Origin of the sequence: Brevibacillus laterosporus, from assembly GCF_030489605.1 — a bacterium.
GTDB classification, from domain to species: domain Bacteria; phylum Bacillota; class Bacilli; order Brevibacillales; family Brevibacillaceae; genus Brevibacillus_B; species Brevibacillus_B laterosporus_E.
The window spans coordinates 1-22,549 of the sequence record NZ_JAUKFY010000004.1 but is presented as its reverse complement, the minus strand read 5'-3'; the positions used below and the strand labels follow the sequence as shown (position 1 = coordinate 22,549).

Sequence of the window (22,549 nt, the reverse complement as noted above, 5' to 3'; positions counted from 1 at the left end):
AAAAGAAGGCTTCGCCAATTGGGTGAAAGCCTTCTTTTTTTAAAAATTATCCTTGTTTATGCTGGTAAAGAACGCGCAACGTTTCTTGTCGTTTTGCCAATAAATCAGGATCCTCGGCTAACAGCATAGAAATGACATCAATGATGAAATAGAATGCAAGCTGGCTTTGCACCAATTGTAATTCATCACTTCGCCGAAGGTTGGATGTGAACAGGACTATATCAGAGGTATCGGTGAGGGGCGTGTGATTATAGTTTGTGATGCTAATGACGGTGGCTTCATGTGACTTAGCCTCTCTAGCAGCATCAATGACTTCACGTGTCAGCCCCGTGTTTGACAGACAAATGACCAAATCATTGCTGGTTAAAAGCGAAGCATCCATCAGCATCATATGAGGATCAATAATCGCATCGACCAGTAAGCCAAACCGAACCAATCTGTTTTTCATTTCCAGAGAGGTCAAGCCTGAGCTGCCGATCCCATAGATGTGTATGACTCGTGAGTTTATAATCAATTGAACAATCTGTTTAATAATGGCCGGATCAATCATTTCCATTGTAGACTGGATGATCTGCAAATAGGTATTTCCTACTTGAGCAAACATATTTTCACTTGTTTCTGAAGGAGCAACCTCACGACTTAACATGATTTTAAACTCGACGAAATTATTACAGCCAATTTTTTTACAAAATCGGGTGATGGTTGAAGTGGACGTTTCTACTTTTCGTGCTAATTCCTTAATGTTAATGTTTAAAATCAGATCCTTATGCTTCCGGATGTACTCTGCGATTTCTTTTTCCTTAGAAGATAGCAGGTGAAAATTAATTTGAATACGCTCGAAGACTCCTGCTGTAGACAAAAGCTGGGCACCTTCCTCTCATGCATGAAATACTTTCATTATACTGTTTGATTTACATTTGGACAAAACATATTAACTAGGACTTGTCTTACAGAAGGAACATTTTTTTCGATTTTAGTAACTAAGGAAGTTGTTTTCAAGGAAGATGACCAGGGTTTATTGGTAGTTGAGATTGATCTTGTTCAGGATTTTTTTATCTTATTTATACTTTTAGTGAAATCTTCAATCTACCTTTTCATCGCCGTTCAATTGAAGGAACCTTTTCTTATTTGGATCTGATTCTGCTATCATAGGTACGAAAGTAAAAACGGGATAGAGCAAATTAACATGCAAAAGGAAGGAACAGCGCAATGAGCGTTCAGTTAAGGCGAAGGATTATTAAAACCTTGTGCGGTCAGGTCTCTTACGAAAAAGGTGACGTATATTATCGAACGGGAAAGGTGATGATTACGCATTATGACCCAGATCAACAAAGCTATCAAGCAACGGTAAATGTGGGGAACGGTTACCAGGTTACTGTTACATTAGACCAACGGGAAGTGAGGGCTGAATGCACATGTCCTGCTCTTTCTTCGTACGATTTATTTTGTCAGCATATTGCTGCTGTATTGTTAAGCATACGGGATAGGGATCGATCAGATAGCCGTGCCATTGGCAGTCGGATGCCGGCTAAAGAGGAGATATCGGAGTGGCTCGGGTATCCGAGAGCAAAATCTGCAGCTTCTATGGAGCGACCTGCAATGTTTTCTGATCAAGATGCACAAATGGCAAAACATATGCTGAAGATATTTAGCCGCCAATCGTTTCGTCCAAGCAGTACGCGTGCACTCCTAGATACAAGGGAGGCACTTGACGTAGAATTTATTTGTAGACCCTTCCATTATGGTTATGGCAGGTACATGTTTGGTCTAGAGCTTAAATTGGGGCCAAAACGGCTATATGTTGTTAAAAATATAAGAGAATTTCTTGATCGAATGGATCGTCGCGAAGGTGTGATATTCTCGAAACACTTTGCCTATGATCCTGAGCTTCATAGCTTTCAAAAAGAAAATGATGAGGTTCTTCAGCAATTAATCCAAATTGGTAAGAACGAAAGGATGTTACAAGATACATGGAATATGTCCGTCCATGTTAATAGTAAGAGCGGTGATCGGATGCTTTTGATTCCTCCCTTTTCATGGGAGCCTCTTCTAGCTCTGCTAATGATGGCTCCATTGGTAAAGCTTGAGCAGGGAGATCGTCTAATTGATGGCATCCGCTTATCCGACGGGCCATTGCCTCTGCAATTTGAATTCGACCAGGCGCAGTCTAAAGGCTATCAGTTGGATATTCGCGGCTTAGATAAGCTTACCATCATGGAATCATATGAAATCGTCCTCTCAGACGGAAAGCTTATTAAGCTACAGCAGGAACAGTGCAAGCGTCTCCTTGAACTAAAAAGAATGCTTGATCCAGCTCACAGGAATCAAGTTCAGATTCAGCCGGAGCAAATGGAACCTTTTATGGAAAAGGTTGTACCTGGTCTGATAAAGCTAGGAAGTGTGCATATTGCTCAAGCTGTTTCTGAGAAAATCGTACAAACACCTTTGCAGGCAAGGCTATACCTAGACAGAGTGAGAAATCGATTGCTTGCAGGTCTTGAATTCCAATATGGCGATATTATCATCAATCCTTTGGAGGCTGCTAGCCGGAAGAGAGATACTGATCCGATTCTCATGAGGGATGGTGATCAGGAGCAACGAATTCTGGAGCTTATGGAAAAAAGCTCTTTTGTAAAGACAGAGGCAGGATATTTTATGGATGATGAAGAGGCGGAATATGAATTTTTATACCATGTCATTCCCAAGCTAGAGAAGCTCTTAAAGGTATATGCAACTACAGCAGTAAAAGTAAGACTTCACACTGGGCATGCTCCTCCTAAAATAACAGTAGATGTAGATGACCGAATGCAATGGCTTGAATTTAATTTTGAAATGGCTGGAATACCCGATTCCGACATTCGAAAGCTACTGAAATCGCTTGAAGAGAAGCGGAAATACTATCGATTACCGAACGGAGCATTATTACCTCTGGAGAGTGTGGAGTTCCAGGAAATCTCCCTTTTTATACATGAGCTAGGTATACGAAAAGAGGATTGGAAGGAAGCGAATCTACGCCTTCCGTTAGTCCGTGGACTTCATTTGATTGATTCACATGAAAGGGGCAAGAACGTCAAGCTGGGCAAATCGCTTCGACGTCTTTTAGAAAATATCCGAAATCCCGACAATCTGGATTTTCCTGTACCCGAAAGCTTGGCTCATGTACTACGAGACTACCAGATTTATGGATTTCAATGGATGAAAACGTTAGCACACTATCGTTTTGGCGGTATTCTAGCAGATGATATGGGACTGGGCAAAACATTGCAAAGCATCGCGTTTATCGTGTCCGTGCTACCGGAGATCCGAGAGCAGGGTATGCCAGCGTTAATTGTCTGCCCAGCTTCTTTGGTGTACAACTGGCGAAATGAGTTGAAAAGATTTGCACCCGAGATTCAGACAGTCATCGCTGATGGAAGCAGAGTGGAGCGCACTAGCATTATACGAGAAGCATCAGGGGCGGATGTTATCATTACCTCATACCCACTGCTGCGTAGGGATATTGATTTGTATGCTGCCTCGATATTTCATACTCTAATTTTAGACGAGGCACAGGCCATCAAAAATTACGTCACACAGACGGCACAGGCAGTAAAGGAGATTCAAGCCAAGTATCGATTTGCTCTTACTGGAACACCTGTCGAAAACAAACTGGAGGAATTGTGGTCGATCTTTGACGCAGTGTTCCCAGAACTCTTTCAGAATAGAAAGGCGTTCCATAATGTAACGCAAGAAATGGTAGCTAAGAAGATTCGACCATTTTTATTACGCCGCGTGAAAACCGATGTATTAAAGGAACTTCCCGAAAAGATCGAATCACTGCAAGCGTCTGGGCTTCTACCAGATCAGAAGAAATTATATCTCGCCTACCTGGCAAAATTACAGGAGGAGACATTAAAACATTTGGATGAGGATGGCTTTCAGAAAAACAAGATTAAAATTCTGGCTGGTTTGACTCGGCTTCGCCAGATATGCTGTCACCCTGCTCTGTTTGTCGAAGGCTACGCGGGAAGCTCCGCCAAACTTGAACAATTGCTAGAGGTTATTCAGGAGTGCTTAAGCGCTGGGAGACGAATATTGGTGTTCTCTCAATTTACCCAGATGCTTGGATTAATTGGTCGAGAGCTAGGCTATTTGGGGGTATCGTACTTTTATTTGGATGGAAGTACACCTGCTGCTGAGCGGGTTGAGCTGTGTAACAGGTTTAATGAAGGGGAGCGAGATTTGTTTCTTCTTTCCTTAAAAGCAGGTGGTACTGGATTGAACCTGACCGGAGCAGATACGGTTATTCTCTATGATCTGTGGTGGAACCCGGCTGTAGAACAGCAAGCAGCTGATCGTGCCCACCGAATAGGACAGAAAAACGTAGTGCAGGTGGTACGTCTGGTCACCCAAGGTACGGTGGAGGAGAAAATGTACGAGCTTCAGCAGAAAAAGAAAAATCTAATTGAGGAAGTAATTCAGCCAGGCCATAAAGCTTTATCTACTTTAACTGAGCAGGAAATCAGGGAGATTTTGATGATTTGATCAAATATACATGCCCGAAGAGTATTCGTGTTTTACAAACTATCAATGATACGGACTTCTAGAAACACTCCGTATCATTGATAATGATATGAAAAGAAAAAGAAATTAGCTAAACGTCTATTTTACATATAAAGAATAATAATATAAGATTATATAAATTCCAAATGTTACATGCTCATACAGTAGATTATTGTCAATAGCGACATACAATATGGAAGGATAGAATGAATGTAAGATAATATAAAAATAAAACAGTCATAATGAAATATTGGAGGAATCAAATGCCAGACAAGAAAGCATACGTAAACGTTGAACTCTTAAAACCACTGCAACTAATTCCAACTAACATAACATGTATTCAATGTGAAGAAAATGCCTCTTACATTCAGTGTGCGATTCCTAATCGAGAAAGCAAAGCCATTCAAATAATAGCGAGATCAACGTATTGTAAAAATCATGTAGGATCAATAGCAACAAAGCGAGATATACCAATAGCAAGCACTGATGAAGAACTCAGAAATTTACGAGTAAATGGCGACTATGATGAACTGTGGAAAAAACTACTGAGCTGATGATATATCGTTTCTAGTCGAGTGTAGGACAAGACAGACCTGGGGGTGAATGGGTGATGATGCTTAGAGAAGCTATCTTATCGGAAGCAGAGGAACTAAGCCAACTTGCTCTAGATTCAAAGGCAACATGGGATTATGACGAAGCGTTTATAGTAGCTTGTAAAGAGGATTTAACCATAACCCAAGCATACATAGAAGAAAATCATGTTTATGTACTAGAAAAGGAAGGCAGAGTCATTGGCTTTTTTTCATTTGTGAGGAAAGAGCTTGATAGCCTCGATTTCCTTTACATGCATCGGGACTATAAAGGGCAGGGATACGGTAGCGTTTTATGGAGTTTTGTAAAAGAAAAAGCAATTGAATTAGGAATAGAGAAATTCACGATTGACAGCGATCCTCATGCACAAGGATTTTATTTAAAAATGGGAGCTAGACAAATAGGTGAAATACCTTCTACTGTGTGGAAAGATAGGATGCTGCCATTATTGCAGTATGAGTTATCAGCTTTTGAATAGATGATGTAACAACGGGAAACGATTGTTCAAAGTACTATATTCATATGAAAAGCATGTGCTAAATCTATATCAGTACCAGTTACCTCGAAGTCTAACGGGAGCCTAAAAAGAACTTCTCTTAAAGCCTTTAAGGTAACTGGTACAGTATTTTGTATTAAGCAAATCTATAGCGTGCAATAACCTCTTAGGGAAAAACTGATAAAAAGTGATTTTGAAGCAAAAAGTGACGTCTAATTTCTATAATAGAAATGAGGAGCTCTAGTTTTGTTTCACATATTGCCGAATAAATGAATCTGTCGATACGGCAGATTTTTTTTGTAAAACAAAAAACTTAAACATAAGCCCTATAATCACCTAAAAATCAGTAGATTTTGCCGGCGTGCAAGGGCAGTGTTTGGACATGCTTTAAAAAAGCCGTAACACGCTGATCATCATCCTGAGGATAATTATAGTGTAAGTGGTCTCCTACATAGTTGGCTGTACTGCGAAATAATTCCTCCATCCTCCATCGTAAAGAGCGCTTTCCATGTACCTTCGTAGCTCCCATCGGAATAGGTGGATAGAAGGGATTTCCAGCATTCCCCTGACAGATACTTCTCCAAATATTTGCTATTTTTCCCTACACTAATTGAAAAGTCCGTTTGGATACCAACCTACCAATCCAGCATTGTCAACAGCATCGGTCTTACATATTTGTTAAGGTGATCCTGGGCGTAAAGAATTTCTTTTCTCCATAATCCTTTTGCTACATAAGTAGAGACCCACCAGAATTCATTGCAGCAATCTGCTAAAAATTCAGCAGACGGACGCTTTATCCAATTATCTACATCAGTTGGAGAAGGGACCTCAGGAAAGCAGCTATCTTTATCCATTAAAACGATCAGTAGCTTATTCTCCTTGCTAAATTCCTCTGCTTCACTTAGGGGAATAAAGTCAGGTCGATGCGGTTTCCATCAGTAAACAACATCAGGTATGAGAAACGCCTACCCAATTCAGGAGGAAACATGGACATGGCCTCAGGAGTTTGTAAAATAATTCGATCCCCAAAAACATTCATCCACTCAGGGTCTTCAATAAAGGAATCTATATCGGTCACTAGATAGCTAATATCAAAATCCTGAAACAAGTCCTTGGGCACATTTGGATTCGTCCGTGATCCTTCCAGCGTTACTGCACGAATACGTTCATCATTTTTTGCAAAATCAAGGATCATTTCCAGCATTTCTTTTTCAGATCTCATTGTTTTCTAACCTCCATATGTGAAAGAAATGGAAGCTCTCTCTATCATCATCATATAATCCCAGAGTATGGTCATATTAATTGTCTTTTTGGCAAAAATGCCATACGAGATGTTTATCCCTGCGTTCTGGAGCATTTAACAAGAGTAGATAACAGAAAAGAAAAGGTAGAGAAATAGATAGAAAAAAATGACCCGTTGGCCATGGATATTAAGAAAAACATGTGCCAAGGGGGCATTTGCTTGAAGTCCGCGGATAAAGGATGATGGGAGATTCGATTAATTTAGGAACAGCTTTCCTACTCTCAGGATATTTGACATCAGGCTCAAGTAATGGACCTGTTTCTGTAAGGGGAGCTGGTTTCCAACGGGTAACAATATTCTCCAAACCAATTGGACATATCGTCAGGTTTCCTTCCTTGTCAATATGGATGCGCAGGAAGTTTTTCCGGTCTCCAATCTTTAAAGAGGAAAAAGCCTCGTTGCTGTGCCGACCGAAAACATTTAACGATATATATATATGTATATAAAGCCCCATTAAAGATGATCCGATTACCCACCCAATTGCCATGAACAGCATGCATAGAGCAAGAGTGCCTGAAGCCCAATCCAAATTCAAATACGAACTAAGCAAAAATATAACCCCGCAATTGATTAGGAGAGCAGCAGTTACGAATTCAAAACGACGATAATGATGCTCGTCACCCGCTATGAAAACCTGTATTGGTTTTTTCAAAAGTTTTTCCAGAAAGAATAGATTGTTTTGATTATAGGTGTGATCGTACTCACCATATTTTGAAGAGGAACCCCAGTAGGGCTCTGGATTGCACAGAATAACACGGTCACCCTCTTGCTATCAACTTCCTTGGCTCAAAATCTAGTACTATTAGATAAACAAAAAATTCATTTTATGTCCCCGAACAGAAGTTTATCTGAAAACTCAAGCCCCAAAAGTTGAGATGTTTGAAACACTAATATCTGCTGGAAATTCGCAGACTATGGCAATAGTTGCAAAACCATTTAATATAGGCAGAAATACTTTATTCTCATTTCTGCGTAAGCATAAAATACTTATGCCGAAAGCCGATTCTGAAACAAGACATGACGGAGGCCATTGAACAACAGGAGATGAACAACATATCTGAAAAGCCATATCTTGAAGACGCAGTAGAGATTGGAATGTTTTATGAAGAGCGGATTAAGGGAGGGGGCCGACTTACGTGGAATTGTCTGTAAAGTAAAGACAATGACTGATAACAGATCGTTTGGGACAAAAAAAGAAACGGACATTGTTACCCGTTTCTAATCTTCTGGAGTCCGGTCAAGAAAAAGCTTAGTGACTGAAGTATACTCTCCTTTTTCCACCTCATCAGCGCTCGCTTTTTCTTCTAGAGGATCATGACCGTTCATACTTGGAGCTATCGTTGGTTCTTCCTTTGTGGAACGTTGTCGTGAGTCCATTATGATCACCACCCGATGAATTTAATCTTTCTAACATGTAGTTATTTCATGTTTTAGGTTTCACTAATTATTGAAAATCTATCCAAATGTGAGAGGTGTAACAAAACATTACTTGTGTGGTGGAGGAAATCATGTCCAATAACATCCATTATCTATCGCAAAAAAGGTGAACTAGTGGTTTAGGCACACACGTGGAACATGATCATCCTGAAACCCATGGGAAGGCATAGAGATGCAAAACAGATGAAAGACAGATGCTTTTTGGCGCACAGATATTCATTATTGCTCGATTATCTTAGCTGGTCATAGTGGGCCATTCTCAATGAAGTTTCTACAACTGGTTAGGTAAAAGGATTTGGGGCCAAGAAGCGAATCAAAAGGGATTCTGAAACGGACGAAAACAAGAATGAAAAGAATTGACGACCGGGACAAGAGGGAAGTAAATCCATGAGTAGGGAGATGATGCAAAAGTGTCGCAAGCGTTGTAGGATATTTTTGAATCGGATGGTGAGTATTACAAGTTAACTATGGATGACGAAACTGCCAATCCAGCAGAACTTTACTCGACCGCATGGAATGGCATGGTCGTGTTGTAGAAGAAGCATTAAAACAGAGATAGTAATAAAGTATCCCCGGGGCCTTATGTAACAAAGAAGAAATTGTGTTGCAAATACCCACCATACCCCTGGTTAAAAAGGGAGACAGCCGGGTTTTCGCCGACCGTCATCGCTTTTCTGTTCTTATCTTAATGTTCTCTATTCACACGGGCGTACGATTTCTGTTGTTAACACTTTCAGAGCATCACGTACACTTTTAGCGAAGACCAAAGGTTCCTCAAGCTTTTCATAGTGGATATACCATAGATTAGGGTCGGTAAATAGCCAGTGGTTATGAAGGGCAGTCACCTTTATGCCATGTTCTCGAAGTCTTGAAATATACGGATTGATCTCCTCAGTGAGAATGACTGTCTCACCAAGACACAAAGCCCTACCATTCTTCTTAGTGCTTTCAAAAGAATGAAATTGTGGGATCGTTAAGGGAGATTTCGACCTTCTGCCTAAAATAGTAGGTTTTATGTTAGTACGGAGGGTCTGGGCAGTGCAGACACCATTAACGACTGTGGGCTCGGCGTTAAGAATTTCCGCGAATCTACGGCAAAGAGGGCTAATTTTCATATTCCATACCTCCTTTCCTTATGATCCCTATCAAGATATGGGAGTCCAGAATGAAAGGTATAGGCATTGATTGTGCGAAAAAAACCTAATTCTTGAGAAAATTTATGTAACACATATTCCAGAGGTATAGGGGGGAGAAGAGGAAGAAGATGGATTGCTTTTGTGAAGTTTGAAATAAACGTGCATACAAGCCTATGCGATTATGCAATAGGTACAAGATGCAAAAAAGTATGAATTTTCAAGAGATCATAAGAATGTGGGAAAAAATCTGCAGGGAATGTGCTGTTAGTCTTTGGACGAATTGTGATGTTTACCCGGAGCAGGCCGAACAAGTTAAGACAAAATTACTCTAAAAGTAATTGGAGATTAAAGAGAAGGCTGGGGAAAGTAAGACTAACTATTGAGGAAACCTTCAGATATACACTGATATAGGAAAAATACAGACGATATGGGAGTAAAGGCTTGAGGTGATTTAGTAGACCGGACTGAAAGCAGAACAGCGGATGCCAATGCTTTTCATGGAACTTTAAAGCAATGGGGATGAACATGTTGGAAGGGCCTGATCCGTTTATGAATAGTCCCGACTCTTCAAAAGTGGAATCCGTTGATTATAGGGAGACAGAGCAAGTAGCCTATCAATGCACATAGTGAAGCAGTCAAATATCAAGAGGGTACATAATGTACCCCCAGGTTAATTCATACAATATATAACAATATGTAATGAAATAAAAGTCGGCACTTAAATGATACCGAGTGCCATGAAACATAGCTAGTTGTTCGGACATTGTGTGTGTCAATCATGTCCCCTCATCATTTGTCCATGGTATACTTTAATTGACGAGTGAAAAAGCTGTTTGCAGTTACTTTTGCACTCATGATGGTCATGTCTGTTTCTAGCGCTGCTTTTGCAGCTGAGCCAAAAACGGGAGCTTGCGGTTTAGTTTCAAGTTATCCCTGAATATAATGGAGAGTTGTTAACGACCTGTTGACCAAATTCGTCAACAAAGTATTACAAAACGTCACAACTCCTTTAAAAGCAAGCTTAAAAACTCATATTTAATCACAAATAATTCCATTATGTAATAGTACTATCATGTAAATAAAGCCTCCTCGCCGGGAAGGGCAGTTGATTTGAAGATTCGTTATGCAGGGAAACCTTACAAACTTGTTATATTTGCGTAAGGTTATTCGATAGTTGAAATATGAGGAAAATGTAATAATAGCAGCATAAGTAATCATTTGAGGTGAATGTTATGAAAGGAAATCATATTTTATCTTCTTTGTGCTACTTAAGTGTCTTTTTTGCTCCATTTTTATTACCGATTATCGTTTATTTCGTAGGTGACAATGCGGTTAAAGTTCATGCTAAAAAAGCGCTGTGGACTCATCTTATTCCGTATGTAACCCTTGCTATTGGACTTGCAGTATCAGGCACCATTGGCTTGAATCAAGGAACTGAGACGGCAGTGGGATTTAGTATCATAGCTACCTATGCTGTTACTGCAATTGTGATGATTTACTATTTCATTTGGAATATAGTAAAAGGTGTAAAGGTCTTAAATCAAATGTAATGTTACCAAGAGAACGTAATATCGTTTGTTCCGTTTAGAAAACCGTGTAGACAGAGAATCTGTACGGTTTTTTATTTTGGTGTAATAAAACAAAAAGATCGTCCGTCTAATTTGTGTATTAATTAAATTGGAGTGAAGAAATGTGGAGTGCAATCATGAGGTCGAACGCTTATTTGTTCTGTACAAAAATGATATTTACAATTACCTTGTCTATTACACAGGAAGCACAGATGTCGAGGATTTGGTGCAGGAGGTGTTTATCAAAGTATTAACCAATTTACATCGTTTTGAGTACAAGTCTAATCCCAAAACATGGCTCTTTAGCATTGCACGACATGCTGCGATTGACTTTTACCGAAAGAAAAAGGTAAAAAAGCTACTAAGTGGGAAACTATTCCGCCATCTTATCTCAACTCAAAAAACGCCAGACGAGGCTCTGAAAGCAAGCGAAGAAAGCAGGGAGCTACATACAGCAATCAGCAAGCTAAAACAAGCTTATCGCGACGTTGTGATACTGAGAGGAATTCAGCGTCTAACCGGAGCTGAAACCGCTGAAATATTAGGATGGAGTCAAACGAGGGTAAATGTCACGATGCACAGGGCAATGAAACAACTGGAAAAAGAGCTGCTCCATTCTGCAAAGGGAGGAATTAGACATGAATCTTTCTCATGAGCAAAAAAAGCTGTATGATCAATTACAAAATATGCCTCGTTATGCTTTAGATGGGCAGAAGAGTCAAGAGATTCAAAAAATGATTGCAAGAAAAGTTCAACAGCGAAGAGCTATGAATCGGATGGGCCATCGTATTAAATGGGGGGCCACATGTGTAGCCATATTATGCATTTGTTTCATGTTATATAAAAATAATACTTTAATGTTACCTGCTATTCAGTCAACAGGTAGTATTAACCTGCATGCCTCACAGGAAACGTCTGGCAAAATGAAACTAATCTCACCATTAGATGCAATGTCAGCTCCTGCAAGAGTCACATTTCAGAAATTTTTGACAGCATTCCCGGAATTGCAGTTGTATTCAAAGGTTGAGATAGAGGAGAAAATCGATTTTACCGAAAAACACATCTATGATGTAACTCTAGAAAAGGGAGAAAACAAAATCGCTTCTATGAAGATAGACAAGATTACAGGGCAATTGAAATCATTTAATCGCTTTAAGCAGGAATCAGATTCCCAAACGGCCTTGTCTGTTTCTGAAGCTCAAAAGAAAGCTACCTTGTGGCTGAAGCGTATCGATGAGAAAATCACACAGGATTACACTGCTTCTCATGTTGAATCTGCTGCACAAATTGGTGGTATAGAAGGAAAGAAACCAACGAATGTAATTCTGAGCTCTATTGTCCAATTTACACCTGTGAATCTGTCCGAGACCTCATCGTACGATACTTATTTTGTCACACTGGATGCTAAGGGGGAGTTGTTGCAAATTGCATTCAAACGTACGGCAGCAAGAAGTGAGGAAGTGGAGCATAAGATTCAGACAGCGTGGAATGAAACACGGGAGGCTTTTGCTTTGAACCAACCAAACTGGGTAACGATTGGTTACTTCGAAATGAGGGAATTGCTCCATCAGCCTCCAAAGAGCCTTGGCAATCCAATTGAAGCGGCTTACTTATTGGAAATAGCAGAAGGAGAGCTAATTAAACATCGAATACGAGGGGACATTATTCCATTACTCCTTGTCCACCCGACTCAAAAGCGAGGGTATCTGATTTGGAAGAGAGAAAATGGAAATAAGGCTGCAATTGAGCTAAATTGGGTAAAAGACAAGTGGGTTAGCAAGTTTATTGAAAAACAGCCAGAGGATCAACAGAAAACGAAACACTGAGGAAATGACGTTCAAAAATCAAGGAATAAAAACCGAGACCTTTTCCATAAGGCTCGGTTTTTATTTATTCACATTCAGATCAGTGGTGAACATATTTTTTCTAGTTGATAAAAAGTTGATTTTTATTTGCTTTAATTGAAAAAAAAAGGAGCTTTCCAATGAAAGAGATAAAAATGGAGATCAAGCAAGTACATAAGATGATCGGTAAAAGAAAAATCATTGATGATATTTCTTTTAAGGTGCTAGCAGTAGATGTCTGTGGTTTTATCGGTCCAAATGGGGCCGGCAAGACAGCTCTTATTCGAATGTTGACGGGTCTTGTTAAACCAACAGAAGGACAAGTCCTGATAAATGGTGTAGACGCAACCACCAACAGAGGATAGCGACAGCAATGTCACGACGGTAACAGAGCATATTAAGCGGATTAGAGCAAAATTTATGACACATGCGCAATCCTTTGATTGTATTAAAACATTGCGGGGGATCGGTTACAAGTGGGAGTTTTTACATAAAACAAGATATACCCATGCTGAGCGAGTGAAAAGATTAATTCAAGAGTTAAATGAGGTCTGGGACTTAGAAAGACCAGAGTTTGTACTTCAGAAAAAGTAAGTTTATCTTGCCGATTATTTGACAGAGATAGAGGATAAATTTTCGTATTTATGCAAACAGAAGGAAGTAGCATTTTCCATTTACGTACTCGTTTGATACTGGGTGTCGAGGTAGCTTTGACCCGTTTCGAATAGGGGAAGTGATAGAGAACATTGTTTCCAATGCCATAAAGCATACATCAAGTGGGGATAGCACCAGACTCGATACTTCTTTAACAGATGAGTCATTAACCATGAAAATAACGGACTCAGGAGCTGGTTTTGAAGAACAAGAGCTTTCTACTGTTTTTACTAAATATCATAAGGAAGCAACAGTGACATGCATAAATTAAGTGTTGGGCTTGGCTTGTACATATGTAAATTGATTGTGGAAAAACAAGAAGGAGAAATCAAGGCCTATAATTACAGTGAGTCCGGCGGAGCTGTTATAGAATTTACGGTCCCAGTGTAAGATATAGCACAACTGAGAAATCCTGCGTAGAATTTGTAGATAGTAACAAGGTATTTTATTTTGTGAAATGCTTTATTTACAAAAAGAAAGAGGGTAAAAAAGGGATGGTGTTAACCAACCCTCTTACCTCTTTTTTTGTGTGATATACTAGAAGCCTTTATATTGAGGCTCCTCCTGTTCTAACTGTTGAACACGAGTTTCCAGTTGGTCAATAATGGTTTGTGCTTGCTCGGCAGATTTTGTAAAGGCTTGCTTTGCTTGTTTATTTTGTGTACTTAATGCAAAGGTTTCTAAATTGGCCTGTGCACTTTTTAAGCTAGCCAAAGTTTGTTTTACTGATGAAGCTACTGTCATCGATATCACCTCCTGGTTTAGTATGTCACTAACTCTTTGGTTTAAATACAACTGCTCCTAAAAAACCAAAAATAATGGCAGCCGAAATACCTGCGCTGGTTACTTCAAAAATGCCTGTGATAATCCCGACAATACCATCCCGTTGCATTTCTGCCATAGCCCCATGTACGAGAGCATTCCCGAAACTTGTAATGGGGACCGTTACACCGGCACCAGCCCATTTAATTAACGGTTCATACCAACCTAGTCCATCCATAATGGCCCCAACTACCACTAGGGTAGACATAGTGTGAGCAGGTGTTAATTTGGCAACATCCATCAATAATTGACCGATGACACAGATGATGCCTCCCACAATAAATGCCCAAATAAAGATGCTCACTCATTTCCCCCCCTCTCAATAGCTACAGCGTGTGCTATACAAGGAATCGTTTCATTTTGTTGAAAGCTGAGTGGTGAAAGTAGGGCGCCTGTTGCTACAACCAAAATTCGGTTCCATTCTCCATTAGCTAACCGGTTTAGCAAATGACCATATGTAACAGTGGCACAGCATGCACAGCCGCTACCTCCAGAGAAAACCTCCTGATTGTCGTTATAAATTAATAGTCCACAATCTGTGAAAGCTTCTTCACGAATGGAAAACCCATGCTTTTTCAAAAGTTTTCCTGCGATCGAATGCCCGAGTTTTCCAAGATCGCCCGTAGCGATCAGATCATAATAATCAGGTCCAATCTGCATATCTCGAAAATGAGCTTGTATGGTATCTACTGCCGCGGGAGCCATGGCTGCCCCCATATTTTGGGGATCAGTCAGCCCCATATCGACAACTTTACCAATCGTAGCAGAGGAAACTCTCGGACCTGTTCCTTGAGGTGCAACCACGGCTGCTGCCGCACCGGTTACCGTCCACTGTGCAGAAGGAGGCTTTTGTGCACCGTATTCTGTGGGATAACGATACTGTTTCTCAGCAGTCGAATTGTGGCTGCAAGTACCCGTAAGAACATAATTAGCTGACTTGCTATCTATTAATTGAGCTGCTAAGGCTAATCCTTCCATAGAGGTGGAACAAGCACCAAATATCCCTAGATAAGGTACCCCGATAGTACGTGCTGAAAAGCTTGAGGAGATGATTTGGTTCATTAAGTCTCCTGTAATGAGGTAATTGATATCTCCTTTTTGCAAGCTAGCCCGTTTGACAGCAAGGTCAAAAGCTTCTTCCAGCATCATTTTTTCTGCCTTTTCAAAGCTGTCTTGCTCCAGCCAGGTATCACTATGAAGAATATCAAAATCATTCGCAATTTTTCCTTGTGCTTCGAAAGGACCACCAACTGTTGCGGTGGATAAAATCGTTGGCTTACTTGGAAAAATCCATGATTGATGTCCCTTTAACATCTCAAGATCCTCCTATCCTACCGCATAAGTAAAAAACCATTTTATTAACGCGATGAAAAATGCGGCAACTACACCAAAAACGATAACAGAGCCTGCTAATTTAAACATGTTGCCGCCTACACCAAGTACATATCCTTCACTTTTGTGTTCAATAGCTGCTGAAGCAATCGAATTGGCAAAACCGGTAACAGGAACAGCAGTTCCAGCACCTCCAAATTGTGCAAGCTTGTCGTAAACGCCAAATCCGGTCAGGAGAACAGAAATAGCGATTAGTACAGCGGCAGTTGGATTTCCTGCGCTTTTTTCATCAAAGTGAAAAAAGTGAATGAAAAAGGTTTGAATAAATTGTCCAATTAAACAAATCAAACCACCAACCCAAAAAGCCCGAATGGTATTTTTAAGCACAGGTCGTGGAGGCTCTAACGCTTTTGCAAAGGCTTGATATTCGATTTGAGTTGCGGTTAATTTACTGTTTTTTGTAGCCATTGTTAACTCCTTTATTGATGTAGTCAAAGTTAATTTGGAATACAAAGCCAGTTTTTATACCTGACTTTTATAGATAAAAACCCACAAAGTAACACAATCTAAACACATAGAAGGTATTAGATGCTACTAGGGAGGATATGTATGCCTGAATTCTGGGAGATTGTTTTTAGATCAATCGTTACGCTTTTTACTTTATTGTTCTTGACCCGTTTAATGGGAAAACGTCAAATTGCCCAAGCCACTTTTTTTGAATATATTGTAGGTGTTACGATTGGCTCTATTGCCGGATTCATTTCAGCTGACGTAGATGACAGGTTTTTGAACGGATTCGTTAGCATGATCATTTGGGCTCTTATTTCATTTCTGCTCAGTTATCTATCGGTCAAAAGTAAGACAGTGAGCGATATAGTTGAAGGAAATGCTCGTGTACTGATCAAAGACGGGAAAATTATGGAGGACAATCTCAAGAAAGAGAATTATACCGGTGAGGAATTGTTAGAACAATTGCGCCTAAAAAATGTATTTTCGATTGCAGATGTTGAGTATGCGCTATTAGAGCAGAACGGTCAGATCAGTGTTCTGCTCAAAAAAGAAAATCAACCGCTTACTGCCAAAGATCTGAACATCCAAGGAGCTCCAAGCCGAGAGCCTCAGACGGTTATTTTGGATGGGAATGTCATGCTAGAGCCTTTGGCAACCACGGGGTTGTCAAAAAGATGGCTCCACACAACACTCAATAAGATGGGAATACCATTAGAAAACGTTTATATAGGACAAGTAGATAGTTATGGGCAATTGAATGTAGATTTATATGATGACCAAATTACTGTGCCAATCCCTCAGGAAAAACCATTGACATTGTCTACGTTGAAAAAATGCCAAGCAGATTTGGAGACTTTTTCACTTGAAACAAAAAACAACGTGGCCAAAAAGGAATATGAGAAAGGTGCTCAAAGCTTAAAAAAAATGATAGAAGGGATAAAACCTTTTTTACAAAGCTAACAAGGGATCGCTACAAAAGCCTTTATAACAGGAACCTTGTCAAGCCAAGCGACTAAAATCATCAAGGCGCTTATGCTTAGGCTACATGACAGGAACTTGGTAATGTCAGGGGGATTAAATTGATTGCAACTCATATGAAAGGTAAGCTATCCTTAAGTGGATGGCTTTTTTTCCTTTCTATGACATTCATGGAAAAATAGAAACGAAGAGTGAATGAAACGGGAAAGAAAAAAATTCGCTAAAAATTAAATAACATAATTAATATTATGTAAACAAACAGCTAACTGATTACTACTAAACTATAATCATTACGTAAATATTTTACAAAGTTCTTACAAACCTATCACAAATTCACCATTACCTTGCCATGTTCCACCAAATCGTGTTACACTCACAAACAATTACAACAGATTAATAGCCATGTTACGGTGTTTGATTTCAGGATCAGACTTAAAAGGGAAGTTCGGTGAAAATCCGATGCGGTCCCGCCACTGTAAATGAGGAGCAACATCCGATACACCACTGTTCACTTTTGCAGAGAATGGGAAGGGAGGATGCTTGCGATGATTCATGAGCCAGGAGACCTGCCGTAAGATGTAACACTCCCACGAGGATGGGCAGGTGTTTGGGTCAGGTCGTATGGCCACTAGTGTACATACACCTATATGAACTGGTTTGTCCAAAAACCCAAGCATCTGTCTCCTTTTGGAACAGATGCTTTTTTGTGCGAATCTTTAAGTAATAACATGTTAGAGGGACGTAGAGGTCCAATTCCGGTGCCGCCTGCACTTGAAGCTTGGGTGATCACGAGTTATTCATTACGTTTCGTTACTTTGTTTTAAACAGGGGGGAAAAGCATGCAACAAACCGCCACGACAGCCCCAAGGTCAGTAAACAGCATCGGTACGCATTATACAAAAAATTGGATAGCAAAATTGATGGGAAGCGGCGTGGTATTATTTTTATCGCTGACGGTTGCCATCATGCTGGGCCCAGTGCAAATTGACCCAGTTACCGTTTGGAAGATCATAGGCTCACATGTTCCTTTTGTTCAACAATGGGTAGGGACAGATGTGTCTAGCGCACAAATGCATATTGTTTGGGATATTCGACTGCCACGTGTTTTATTATCTGCGGTTGTAGGTGCCGGGCTGTCTATTGTCGGGATAGCCATTCAGGCATTGATTCGTAATCCTTTAGCCGATCCATATATCTTAGGCGTATCATCAGGGGCATCGGTGGGAGCAACAGCAGTGCTGTTATTTGGTAGTTTGGGAGTATTTGGTTCGTATGCGCTTTCTTTAGCGGCCTTTTTAGGAGCTTTGGCTTCCGTGGTTTTGGTGTTTCTTTTGTCTTTAGTAGGCGGAAGGGTGCAGCTAATACGTCTGTTGTTAGCTGGAATAGCTGTGTCTATTATGTTGTCAGCGCTTACTAGTTTTTTCATTATGCTGGCGCCAAGAGCTGAAAGTCTGTCAAGCGTGCTGTACTGGATGATGGGAAGCTTCACTCGGGCCAAATGGGAGTCACTTGTATTGCCAACGATTGCAGTACTTGCCTTCTTTATATTCTTATGGGTAAATGCACGCAATCTAAATTTGTTGATACTAGGGGAAGAAACCTCTACGCTACTTGGTTTACATCCAGAAAATATGCGTAAGATTCTACTGATTACGATTTCTCTGGTTACAGGCTTACTGGTTGCTGTAAGCGGTAGCATTGGCTTTGTTGGTTTAATGTTACCCCATATCTTTCGTTTATGGGTTGGTTCTGATCACAGGAGGCTAATCCCTCTTTGTGCCTGTGGAGGAGCAATTTTTATGATTTGGGCGGATGTATTAGCTAGACTGATCATTGCCCCCGAGGAATTGCCGATAGGAATAGTCACAGCGCTTTGCGGCGGTCCATTTTTTATCTGGTTACTCCGTCGTAGGGCGTATACGTTTGGAGGAAGCTAATGTGCCCACGAAATTGGACGTAGACAAGCATGTTGAGTTAAAGCAAGTGGGATATAAGATCCAAGGGACATGTATATTGCAGGATATAGATTTACACGTACAAAAAGGAGAATTCGTGGGCTTGCTTGGCCCGAATGGTAGTGGTAAATCTACTCTCCTTAAGCAGGTATATCGAACCCTTTTACCCACTGCAGGCAGTATCTTTTTACTGGAAAAAGAACTTGGTCGATACCAGCAGAAGCAATTAGCAAAAGAATTGAGTGCAGTGGTTCAAGAAACGCAGATTCAATTTGATTTTAATGTTTACGAGCTTGTATTGATGGGACGTTCTCCGCACAAGAGTATGTGGGAGCAGGAGAACAAGCATGATCTAGCGTTAGTAGAGCAAGCTCTAACTCAAGTTGGCTTACAGAACATGGGTGATCGGAGTTATCTGAGTTTATCTGGGGGAGAAAAGCAACGAGTCTTATTAGCAAGAGCAATTGTGCAAGAGACCGATCTGTTACTGCTGGATGAACCGACTAATCATTTGGACATCCATCATCAATTAGGGATGCTCAAATTGTTGAAACATCAGCAAAAAAGCGTACTGGCAGCCTTACATGATCTAAATTTGGCCGCTATGTTCTGCGATCGTCTTTATATGCTAGAAAAAGGAGTTATCGTTTGCTCTGGAACTCCTAGGGAAGTTCTTCGGCCTGAAATTTTAGAACGAGTGTACAAGATTCAAACAGAAGTAACTGTTCACCCGGTTACAGGAAGAGTGAACATTCATTACATGATTCCAGATCATGTTATTTGTTGAATAGTTGAATATAGGAAAAGGTAGGATAACAAGATGAACAAACGGACTATGCAAAGCTCCACTACAAAGAAGCAAGGTCTTTTGCATAAAGGTCAAAAGATGATGATTACAATGTTTGCCGGTCTTTCATTGCTAGTAAGTGCCTGTGGAAATGGGACGACTCCTCAGGCAGCTTCCACTAATTCACAGCCAGAAGCCGAGAAGATTCAAATTAAAAATGGAGAGCATGCTTTAACATTCGAACAAGCACCGAAGCGAGTGGTGAGTATGAACCAGCACGTGACCGAAATGCTACTAGCATTAGGTGTTGAAGACGTAATGGTCGGTACAGCTTATCCCGACGACGAAGTCTTGCCCGAATATAAGGCAAAATATGATCAAATAAATCTTTTGTCTAAGCAATATCCTTCTTTAGAAGTTTTTCTAAGTGTAGAGCCTGACTTCGTTATCGGCAGAAGCTCTGCATTTACAGCTAAAGGAATTGGCAGTGTTGAGGAGCTGCAAAAAATTGGTATCCCAGCTTATACCATTACAGGAACAATATCTAAGCATCCGACAGTCGATGAGGTTTATGAGGATTTGATGCAATTAGGTAAGATTCTGCATGTAGAGGATCGTGCCAAGGATATTGTTGCTAAAATGAAAACGGATATCCAGGCTATTCAACAAAAGATAGGAAACATAGAAAAACCGGTCAAGGTTTTGGTCTTTGATAGTGTTAATTCAGGTCTGTATACAACGGGAAATTCCTTAGAAACTCGCTTAATCGAAATGGCTGGCGGACAAAACGTATTTGGGGATCTAGAAAAGTCATGGAGTGAAGTGAGCTGGGAGGAAGCCATAAAACGTGCTCCCGATGTAATTGTAATCAATGATTATGATAAACCAAGTGCAGAAGAGAAGATCAAATATTTACTAGAAAACAAAGCACTTTCCGATATCCCTGCTATCAAGAATAAGAGATTTGTTAGCTTGCCACTCTCCGATGTATTTGAAGGTGTTCGAAATGTGCGAGCGGTAGAAATACTTGCAAAAGGGTTTTATCCTGAGAAGTTCTAAGACACGATTTCATAGGTAGTTTTACAGAAAGCATATGCTGGGGTAAGGTTGATAGCCTTATCTTCGCATGTGCTTTTTTTATGGAGAAATTAGAAGAGATCGCCTTAGTTGCAGGTATAAATAAAAATGCAATTATTTTTGCAACCTTTTTGTAACCAAATCAGTCATAGATTGTGCATAGGTACATTCATACGGATTGATACCATTTGTACCAGGAATTGTGTGGGAGAAGTTAGCGTAACAGATTCTGTGAAAGGAGACATACAAGGAGGAAGTATCTATCCTCCTATTTTACCTTCGCATGTATTTATGCTGACAAGGTAAACTCTACATTCAAGAGACATTGATAAAAACAAGCTAACAAACCATTTCACAGCAACAAGCGAAAAGTTGTTTAACTCAAAAGTCGAAGATCTGAATAGAAGCCAACTAAAATCCTTTTCGAAAAGGAATCTGTTAGCTGACACTCTCCCATACACTTTAAACCGCCATGCTGCCACCACAGCTATGGCGGTTTTTTTATAAGACGCAAAAAAATTATTTATGGCCTCTCACGGGGAGCAGGGAAGGTAAATTTGCTTTCACAGGAAACTGATTCCGTATGGTAATCAACTCTGATACCGTAATCATTTCAAAGCCGCGTTTTTTAAGCTCTGGCAAAATGATTTTCAAGGCATCTACAGTTTGCTGACGATCACCGCCATGGTCATGAAATAAGATAATATCGCCATTTCGTACATTTTTCAGCACCTTGTTGACGATTTTTTGCACCCCGGGATTAGTCCAATCCTTGGTATCCTGATGCCAGGACCACATGACAACCAGGTAACCCATCTCTTTTGCAGCAGTCACAATTTTTTCGCTATAACTACCACCAGGTGGACGAAATAGAGTAGGTACTACCCCTGTAGTTGTTTGAATAATGGATTGAGCAGACTCCAATTCGATTTTTAGTCGTTGCTTTGAAAGGCGTCTTAAATCTGGATGGGTAAAAGTATGGTTTGCCAGCTCGTGATTTTGCTGTACCATTTGCTTTGCTAGCTTGGGATTTTTTTGAATGCGGCTACCGACCGTAAAAAAGGTGGATTTAACTCCGTATTTCTGTAGCAGCTCTAAGATTTGAGGGGTGTAGGTTTCATTTGGTCCATCATCAAAGGTTAGGGCAATGGCTTTTTTTTCTGTAGGCAAGTCCCAAATAGCTTCTCCGCGTTTTTCATAATAATCGCGGCTTTTTTGTCGGATCGTTACTTCATAAGAGGCAGACTGCTCGATGAATGACTTTTGTTCATCAACAACCGATTTTGCATGTGTTGCTTGGGGAGTATCAGACCAAGCTTGTAAAGCCAGTAGGACTATGACAAAGAGCAGGAAGAATCTATCGCTGATTTTATGTAGCATGAAGGGCTCCTTTCTGATCCGCCTTTTCTTCTTGAACGTTTTCACGAATTTATTACATAAATGTTAGTATGCGCGTTTTTAAGCAAAGCATGAGACGTACAAGGAAGAGAAAAAGAAAAAGCCCTGCTAGTAAGCAG

At 40.3% G+C, this 22,549-nt stretch carries 24 protein-coding genes, 1 pseudogene and 1 riboswitch; of the genes and pseudogenes, 15 read left to right on the top strand and 10 right to left on the bottom strand.

What is annotated here, in order from left to right; all coding sequences use genetic code 11:
• Positions 1-46: 46 nt before the first annotated feature.
• The gene (locus QZ995_RS05645) at positions 47-859 is read right to left on the bottom strand and encodes a MurR/RpiR family transcriptional regulator (protein WP_301804177.1); all 813 of its coding nucleotides are present in this window, start codon (positions 857-859) and stop codon (positions 47-49) included.
• Between the two features lie 350 nt (positions 860-1,209).
• Here QZ995_RS05645 and QZ995_RS05640 point away from each other — a divergent pair, with 350 nt between their 5' ends.
• The 3 genes from QZ995_RS05640 to QZ995_RS05630 all read left to right on the top strand — a co-directional run bounded on the left by QZ995_RS05640 (position 1,210) and on the right by QZ995_RS05630 (position 5,611).
• Complete coding sequence (locus QZ995_RS05640) at positions 1,210-4,524, top strand: DEAD/DEAH box helicase (protein WP_301804174.1); 3,315 nt, start codon at positions 1,210-1,212, stop codon at positions 4,522-4,524.
• Between the two features lie 281 nt (positions 4,525-4,805).
• Positions 4,806-5,096: a hypothetical protein gene (locus QZ995_RS05635; RefSeq protein WP_301804172.1), complete on the top strand. Its 291-nt coding sequence runs from the start codon at positions 4,806-4,808 to the stop codon at positions 5,094-5,096.
• Positions 5,097-5,152: 56 nt separating this feature from the next.
• Entirely contained in the window at positions 5,153-5,611 is a 459-nt protein-coding gene (locus QZ995_RS05630; RefSeq protein ID WP_301804169.1) for a GNAT family N-acetyltransferase, read from the top strand.
• Between the two features lie 361 nt (positions 5,612-5,972).
• Here QZ995_RS05630 and QZ995_RS05625 read toward each other — a convergent pair.
• Together QZ995_RS05625 and QZ995_RS05620 are read right to left on the bottom strand one after the other, a co-directional pair.
• Positions 5,973-6,851, bottom strand: a pseudogene (locus tag QZ995_RS05625) (aminoglycoside 6-adenylyltransferase).
• Positions 6,852-7,059: 208 nt separating this feature from the next.
• A complete protein-coding gene (locus QZ995_RS05620; protein ID WP_301804166.1) occupies positions 7,060-7,584 on the bottom strand; it encodes a hypothetical protein in 525 nt (174 codons plus the stop codon).
• Positions 7,585-7,738: 154 nt separating this feature from the next.
• Here QZ995_RS05620 and QZ995_RS23795 point away from each other — a divergent pair, with 154 nt between their 5' ends.
• Positions 7,739-7,966, top strand: coding sequence for a phage antirepressor KilAC domain-containing protein (locus tag QZ995_RS23795; RefSeq protein WP_366919684.1), 228 nt, complete (start codon positions 7,739-7,741; stop codon positions 7,964-7,966).
• 184 nt (positions 7,967-8,150) lie between these two features.
• On the opposite strand, the gene QZ995_RS05615 is transcribed toward QZ995_RS23795, so the two are convergent.
• Together QZ995_RS05615 and QZ995_RS05610 are read right to left on the bottom strand one after the other, a co-directional pair.
• Complete coding sequence (locus QZ995_RS05615; protein WP_301804165.1) at positions 8,151-8,309, bottom strand: hypothetical protein; 159 nt, start codon at positions 8,307-8,309, stop codon at positions 8,151-8,153.
• A gap of 755 nt (positions 8,310-9,064) precedes the next feature.
• Entirely contained in the window at positions 9,065-9,484 is a 420-nt protein-coding gene (locus tag QZ995_RS05610; RefSeq protein WP_301804163.1) for a DUF1259 domain-containing protein, read from the bottom strand.
• Positions 9,485-10,737: 1,253 nt separating this feature from the next.
• On the opposite strand from QZ995_RS05610, the gene QZ995_RS05605 reads away from it, so the two are divergent.
• From QZ995_RS05605 to QZ995_RS05575, 7 genes are all read left to right on the top strand, one after another.
• The gene (locus QZ995_RS05605) at positions 10,738-11,055 is read left to right on the top strand and encodes a DUF4870 domain-containing protein (protein ID WP_301804160.1); all 318 of its coding nucleotides are present in this window, start codon (positions 10,738-10,740) and stop codon (positions 11,053-11,055) included.
• Between the two features lie 142 nt (positions 11,056-11,197).
• Complete coding sequence (locus QZ995_RS05600; RefSeq protein WP_301804159.1) at positions 11,198-11,728, top strand: RNA polymerase sigma factor; 531 nt, start codon at positions 11,198-11,200, stop codon at positions 11,726-11,728.
• Entirely contained in the window at positions 11,712-12,899 is a 1,188-nt protein-coding gene (locus tag QZ995_RS05595) for a hypothetical protein (protein ID WP_301804158.1), read from the top strand. Before QZ995_RS05600 ends, QZ995_RS05595 begins: the two co-directional genes overlap by 17 nt.
• 158 nt (positions 12,900-13,057) lie before the next feature.
• Positions 13,058-13,282 carry an ATP-binding cassette domain-containing protein gene (locus QZ995_RS05590; protein ID WP_301804156.1) on the top strand — a complete coding sequence of 75 codons (225 nt, stop codon included), beginning with the start codon at positions 13,058-13,060 and terminating at the stop codon, positions 13,280-13,282.
• A 31-nt stretch (positions 13,283-13,313) separates the two neighbouring features.
• Positions 13,314-13,511 (top strand): hypothetical protein, encoded by a 198-nt coding sequence (locus QZ995_RS05585; RefSeq protein ID WP_366919683.1) that lies wholly within the window; start codon positions 13,314-13,316, stop codon positions 13,509-13,511.
• Positions 13,512-13,641: 130 nt separating this feature from the next.
• On the top strand, positions 13,642-13,842 hold the full coding sequence (locus QZ995_RS05580; RefSeq protein WP_301804848.1) for an ATP-binding protein: 201 nt from the start codon (positions 13,642-13,644) through the stop codon (positions 13,840-13,842).
• The gene (locus QZ995_RS05575; protein WP_301804153.1) at positions 13,830-13,961 is read left to right on the top strand and encodes a hypothetical protein; all 132 of its coding nucleotides are present in this window, start codon (positions 13,830-13,832) and stop codon (positions 13,959-13,961) included. Before QZ995_RS05580 ends, QZ995_RS05575 begins: the two co-directional genes overlap by 13 nt.
• 147 nt (positions 13,962-14,108) lie before the next feature.
• On the opposite strand, the gene QZ995_RS05570 is transcribed toward QZ995_RS05575, so the two are convergent.
• From QZ995_RS05570 to spoVAC, 4 genes are read right to left on the bottom strand one after another with little or no spacing between them, the layout of a single operon-like run.
• The gene (locus tag QZ995_RS05570) at positions 14,109-14,315 is read right to left on the bottom strand and encodes a DUF1657 domain-containing protein (protein ID WP_031415302.1); all 207 of its coding nucleotides are present in this window, start codon (positions 14,313-14,315) and stop codon (positions 14,109-14,111) included.
• A 28-nt stretch (positions 14,316-14,343) separates the two neighbouring features.
• Positions 14,344-14,697, bottom strand: a complete 354-nt coding sequence (gene spoVAE / locus QZ995_RS05565) for a stage V sporulation protein AE (RefSeq protein ID WP_301804145.1) — start codon at positions 14,695-14,697, stop codon at positions 14,344-14,346.
• The gene (gene spoVAD, locus QZ995_RS05560) at positions 14,694-15,707 is read right to left on the bottom strand and encodes a stage V sporulation protein AD (RefSeq protein ID WP_301804143.1); all 1,014 of its coding nucleotides are present in this window, start codon (positions 15,705-15,707) and stop codon (positions 14,694-14,696) included. The genes spoVAE and spoVAD overlap by 4 nt, the downstream gene beginning before the upstream one ends.
• A gap of 12 nt (positions 15,708-15,719) precedes the next feature.
• Positions 15,720-16,193 carry a stage V sporulation protein AC gene (gene spoVAC, locus QZ995_RS05555; protein WP_301804140.1) on the bottom strand — a complete coding sequence of 158 codons (474 nt, stop codon included), beginning with the start codon at positions 16,191-16,193 and terminating at the stop codon, positions 15,720-15,722.
• Positions 16,194-16,334: 141 nt separating this feature from the next.
• Here spoVAC and QZ995_RS05550 point away from each other — a divergent pair, with 141 nt between their 5' ends.
• The 4 genes from QZ995_RS05550 to QZ995_RS05535 all read left to right on the top strand — a co-directional run bounded on the left by QZ995_RS05550 (position 16,335) and on the right by QZ995_RS05535 (position 21,014).
• A complete protein-coding gene (locus QZ995_RS05550; protein ID WP_301804137.1) occupies positions 16,335-17,195 on the top strand; it encodes a DUF421 domain-containing protein in 861 nt (286 codons plus the stop codon).
• Between the two features lie 409 nt (positions 17,196-17,604).
• Positions 17,605-17,801: riboswitch (cobalamin riboswitch) on the top strand.
• A gap of 251 nt (positions 17,802-18,052) precedes the next feature.
• Positions 18,053-19,150 carry a FecCD family ABC transporter permease gene (locus tag QZ995_RS05545; RefSeq protein ID WP_301804134.1) on the top strand — a complete coding sequence of 366 codons (1,098 nt, stop codon included), beginning with the start codon at positions 18,053-18,055 and terminating at the stop codon, positions 19,148-19,150.
• 1 nt (position 19,151) lies between these two features.
• Positions 19,152-19,955 (top strand): ABC transporter ATP-binding protein, encoded by an 804-nt coding sequence (locus QZ995_RS05540; RefSeq protein WP_301804132.1) that lies wholly within the window; start codon positions 19,152-19,154, stop codon positions 19,953-19,955.
• A gap of 33 nt (positions 19,956-19,988) precedes the next feature.
• The gene (locus QZ995_RS05535; RefSeq protein WP_301804129.1) at positions 19,989-21,014 is read left to right on the top strand and encodes an ABC transporter substrate-binding protein; all 1,026 of its coding nucleotides are present in this window, start codon (positions 19,989-19,991) and stop codon (positions 21,012-21,014) included.
• Between the two features lie 537 nt (positions 21,015-21,551).
• Here QZ995_RS05535 and QZ995_RS05530 read toward each other — a convergent pair.
• Positions 21,552-22,412 carry a polysaccharide deacetylase family protein gene (locus QZ995_RS05530; RefSeq protein ID WP_301804127.1) on the bottom strand — a complete coding sequence of 287 codons (861 nt, stop codon included), beginning with the start codon at positions 22,410-22,412 and terminating at the stop codon, positions 21,552-21,554.
• Positions 22,413-22,549: the final 137 nt, after the last annotated feature.

Bases quoted from the DNA above. Each gene is read 5' to 3' on its own strand.
- QZ995_RS05640 (WP_301804174.1), top strand. From the start codon at position 1,210: ATGAGCGTTCAGTTAAGGCGAAGGATTATTAAAACCTTGTGCGGTCAG.
- QZ995_RS05635 (WP_301804172.1), top strand. From the start codon at position 4,806: ATGCCAGACAAGAAAGCATACGTAAACGTTGAACTCTTAAAACCACTG.
- QZ995_RS05630 (WP_301804169.1), top strand. From the start codon at position 5,153: ATGATGCTTAGAGAAGCTATCTTATCGGAAGCAGAGGAACTAAGCCAA.
- QZ995_RS05615 (WP_301804165.1), bottom strand. From the start codon at position 8,309: ATGGACTCACGACAACGTTCCACAAAGGAAGAACCAACGATAGCTCCA.
- QZ995_RS05610 (WP_301804163.1), bottom strand. From the start codon at position 9,484: ATGAAAATTAGCCCTCTTTGCCGTAGATTCGCGGAAATTCTTAACGCC.
- QZ995_RS05605 (WP_301804160.1), top strand. From the start codon at position 10,738: ATGAAAGGAAATCATATTTTATCTTCTTTGTGCTACTTAAGTGTCTTT.
- QZ995_RS05595 (WP_301804158.1), top strand. From the start codon at position 11,712: ATGAATCTTTCTCATGAGCAAAAAAAGCTGTATGATCAATTACAAAAT.
- QZ995_RS05590 (WP_301804156.1), top strand. From the start codon at position 13,058: ATGAAAGAGATAAAAATGGAGATCAAGCAAGTACATAAGATGATCGGT.
- QZ995_RS05575 (WP_301804153.1), top strand. From the start codon at position 13,830: ATGCATAAATTAAGTGTTGGGCTTGGCTTGTACATATGTAAATTGATT.
- QZ995_RS05570 (WP_031415302.1), bottom strand. From the start codon at position 14,315: ATGACAGTAGCTTCATCAGTAAAACAAACTTTGGCTAGCTTAAAAAGT.
- spoVAD (WP_301804143.1), bottom strand. From the start codon at position 15,707: ATGTTAAAGGGACATCAATCATGGATTTTTCCAAGTAAGCCAACGATT.
- spoVAC (WP_301804140.1), bottom strand. From the start codon at position 16,193: ATGGCTACAAAAAACAGTAAATTAACCGCAACTCAAATCGAATATCAA.
- QZ995_RS05550 (WP_301804137.1), top strand. From the start codon at position 16,335: ATGCCTGAATTCTGGGAGATTGTTTTTAGATCAATCGTTACGCTTTTT.
- QZ995_RS05545 (WP_301804134.1), top strand. From the start codon at position 18,053: ATGCAACAAACCGCCACGACAGCCCCAAGGTCAGTAAACAGCATCGGT.
- QZ995_RS05535 (WP_301804129.1), top strand. From the start codon at position 19,989: ATGAACAAACGGACTATGCAAAGCTCCACTACAAAGAAGCAAGGTCTT.
- QZ995_RS05530 (WP_301804127.1), bottom strand. From the start codon at position 22,412: ATGCTACATAAAATCAGCGATAGATTCTTCCTGCTCTTTGTCATAGTC.